This is a genomic window from Mycobacterium sp. (assembly GCF_050701675.1).
GTDB lineage: Bacteria > Actinomycetota > Actinomycetes > Mycobacteriales > Mycobacteriaceae > Mycobacterium.
This window is the reverse complement of sequence record NZ_JBOGDD010000231.1, coordinates 1-3283: the sequence shown is the minus strand read 5'-3', so window position 1 is coordinate 3283 and position 3283 is coordinate 1. Positions and strand designations below refer to the sequence as shown.

At 69.8% G+C, this 3283-nt stretch carries 4 protein-coding genes; 3 read left to right on the top strand and 1 reads right to left on the bottom strand.

The features are described 5' to 3' along the window. Positions 1–1040, bottom strand: a 1040-nt coding sequence (locus ACRDUX_RS06670) for an NAD(P)H-dependent amine dehydrogenase family protein (RefSeq protein WP_526412197.1), incomplete at its 3' end; no start/stop codon positions are given. 114 nt (positions 1041–1154) lie between these two features. On the opposite strand from ACRDUX_RS06670, the gene ACRDUX_RS06665 reads away from it, so the two are divergent. From ACRDUX_RS06665 to ACRDUX_RS06655, 3 genes are all read left to right on the top strand, one after another. Then, positions 1155–1559, top strand: coding sequence for a RidA family protein (locus ACRDUX_RS06665; protein WP_526412195.1), 405 nt, complete (start codon positions 1155–1157; stop codon positions 1557–1559). Positions 1560–1660: 101 nt separating this feature from the next. Next, a complete protein-coding gene (locus ACRDUX_RS06660; protein WP_526412193.1) occupies positions 1661–2491 on the top strand; it encodes a ComEA family DNA-binding protein in 831 nt (276 codons plus the stop codon). Continuing rightward, a partial coding sequence (locus tag ACRDUX_RS06655; protein ID WP_526412191.1) for a ComEC/Rec2 family competence protein occupies positions 2488–3283 on the top strand: 796 nt, incomplete at its 3' end. The genes ACRDUX_RS06660 and ACRDUX_RS06655, both read left to right, overlap by 4 nt.

Sequence of the window (3283 nt, the reverse complement as noted above, 5' to 3'; positions counted from 1 at the left end):
GTCACCGGGGGCAGGTCCTTGAGCGTGACGATCCCCGGCGCCGCCGCGACCACGGCCGGGACCGCGTTGGTCACCGGCATCGCCGTGTAGATCATGCCGAGCCCCATGAAACCCGGTTCCTTCCAGTCCCGCGGGGGCAGGCAATGCAGGACGGTGCGCATGTTGGGCGTGCCGAACACCTGGATGACGTGACCGTGTTCCAGCGGCTTGGGCGGCGTGACGTGGCTGCCCATCGTCCAGTTGAATCCCACGCTCACGACGTTCTTCTCGCCGACCCAACCGCGGTGGAAGCCGTAGACACCACCGACGGTGTCCTTGGGGATCTGCATGAAGCCGAGGTCGCTGTCGCCGGTGGCAGTGGTGAACTCGACGTCGAAGGTCAACCTGTCGAGTGTGGCGCCGATGGCGTCGGCCATCATCGCCGCCGACTCGGCGAACACCTCGCTCTCCCGGCGGACGCTGTCGGCGAGGCCGGGGGTGTTCGGATCCTGGCCGAAGCCCATCGCCGCCTGGGTGCCCGCCGATTCGTAGGTGGAGCAGTCCACCGACTCGGTGATGCGGATCTCGTCGACGTTCTCGCAGGCGCCGGAGAGCACCATCCCGACCATGTTGGTCATCCCGGGGTGGGCGCCGCTGCCGAAGATGGTGGAATTTCCTGCTGCGCAGGCCTTTCGGATGCGGTCGAGATCCTCGGGCGACTGCTTGCCGCCGGTGATCCACGCTGCGCTGGAGCATACGTTCACGCCCGCTTCGAGCAGTCTGGTCAGCTCGTCGACGTCGGGCCACAGCGGGTTGTAACAGCATGCGTCGGGCTTCAGCGCGATGAGGGCGTCGACGTCGTTGGTCGCCGTCACGCCGGTGGGCTCGGTGAGGCCAGCCAGTTCAGCGGCGTCGCGACCCACCTTGTCGCCGCCGTGCGCGTAAACCCCGACGAGCTCCATGTCGTCGCGTCCGATGATGGCGTGTAGCGAGCGCTTCCCGATGTTGCCGGTGGTCCACTGGATCACCCGCAATGGCCGTGCGGGGGTCGGTGTGCTCATTCGGGAGGACTCCTTCTCGTGCTCGACGGTGCCACGGTGGACGGTATCCGGAGTATGTACACCGCGGGCGCGGCGGGTGATCGATTCGCTCGACCTCGCTGGCATGATCGCCGGATGACCGGGATCCGCGCGTTCACGTTCACCCCCGACGACGGCGTGCCACCCGCGGTGGCGCCGTTCGCGCACGCCACCGCGGCGGCGCAGACGCTGTACGTCACCGGTCAGATGCCCACCGGGATCGACGGCGCCGTGGTGGGCGGCGAGGTGAGCACCCAGACCGACCAGGTGCTGCACAACCTGCTGCGCGTCACCGAACTCTGCGGAGGCGGGTTGGCCGACGTGGTCTCGGTGCGTGCCTACCTGTTGGACTGGGACGACTACGCCGCCTTCAACGCTGCCTACGCCAAGTGGTTTCCTGGGCGGCTGCCGTCGCGCACCTGTGTCGGTGTCACCGGTCTTGCCGTCGGCGCGCTGGTCGAGATCGACTGGGTGTGCTGGCGGGACGACGGATGGGGCTAAGGCGTCCGTAGGTAATCCACAGTCCGGGCTTCATCCACAGCCGCGCCGCTGTGGCTGCCGTGGGGACCCGTGTGGTCGGGCGCTGCCCCTACCGTCGCGGCATGCGCACCGAACGACCGGTCGACAGGGTAGAGCGCCGACTCAGCGGGCAGCGAACCCAGGACGACGAGACCGCTGAGGGACTTCCCGATGCCGAGGAGTCGGACACCTCGCTGTCTCGATGGCTGCCCGAGGCCACGGCCGGGGGAGCGTCGAACTGGATCGCGACGGTGCGGGCCGACCCAGGCAGGGCTGGTGTCATCGGTCTCGGCATCGTCGGCGCCATCGCCGTGCTGGTGACGGTGTTCACGTTGATGCGGGACGACGGACCCGCGGTCACGTCGGCGAAACTGCCTCCGGTGCAGATGGTTTCGTCTGCCGCGCCCGCTCCCAGCGGGGGACCTGCGCCCCCGGGCGCGCCGGTCGTCGTGAGTGTGGCGGGGTTGGTGCACCAGCCCGGACTGGTCACGCTCGGCGCTGGCGCGCGCGTTGCCGACGCGTTGACGGCCGCTGGTGGTCCGCTCGACGGCGCCGATCTCGTCGGGCTCAACATGGCCCGGCGGGTGAGTGACGGCGAACAGATCATCGTCGGGATCTCCTCGCCGCCCGGTGCGCCGCCTGCGATGGGAAGTTCGATCAGCTCGGCGCCCGGTGCCTCGCCGACCGCCTCGGCCCCTGGTGAGAAGCGATCAGCCGCAGACGGTTTGGTCGACCTCAACACGGCGACCGCCGAGCAGCTCGAGGAGCTGCCCGGCGTCGGCCCCGTCACTGCGACCGCGATCATCGCGTGGCGGGACGCCAACGGACGGTTCGCAGGCGTGGACCAACTCGGCGAGGTAGACGGTATCGGGCCTGCGCGGCTGGAGAAGCTCCGTGCGCTGGTTCATGTGTGACGACTCATCCCTCCGGCAGCACCTCACTCGACGTCCGCCTGGTCCCCGCGGCCCTGACCAGCTGGACCGTGACGGTGGTGGGCATCCTATGGAGCCCGTCGGCGGCGCTCTGGTCGGTGGGCGTTGCGGCGACCGTGACCGCCGTGGTTGCGTGGCGGCTGAGGAGCGGCCCGGCGAGAACGTCAGCTGCGGTCTGGCCCTCGGTGCTCGCCGTCGCTGTGGTCGGGATCGCCTTCGCCATCGCCGTCGGCCTGCGGGTCGACGACGTGCGTCACCATCCGATCGTGTCGCACTACGGGGCGACGGCCTCGGTCGTGGTCACGCCGAGCGAGTCCCCACGGTTCCTCGGCGCCACCCGGATGATGTTTCGTGGCGCGTTGAAGTCGCTCGACGGCGACCCGGCGAGTGGTCGTGTCCTGGTCTTCGCGTCGGCGTTCGACTACGGCGATCTGACCGCGGGCCGCCCCGCCGCCTTCCGCGCCAGGATCTCGCGGCCAACCCGGCGTGATCTGTCCGTGGCGGTCCTTGCGGCGACCGGCGAGCCGAGGCTGGGCACTGCCAGTGCGGTGCAGCGCGGCGCGGCAGCCGTGCGGGCCAAGTTCGCCGACGCGGCTCGGGCGGTGCTACCCGCCGATCAGGCGGCGATGCTTCCCGCGCTGGTGCTCGGAGAGACGGTCGCGATGACCGAGGACACCGTGACGGAGTTCCGGATCGCCGGCCTGACGCATCTGACCGCGGTGTCTGGCGCCAACGTCACGATCGTGTGCGGCGCGGTGCTACTCACGGCGGGAC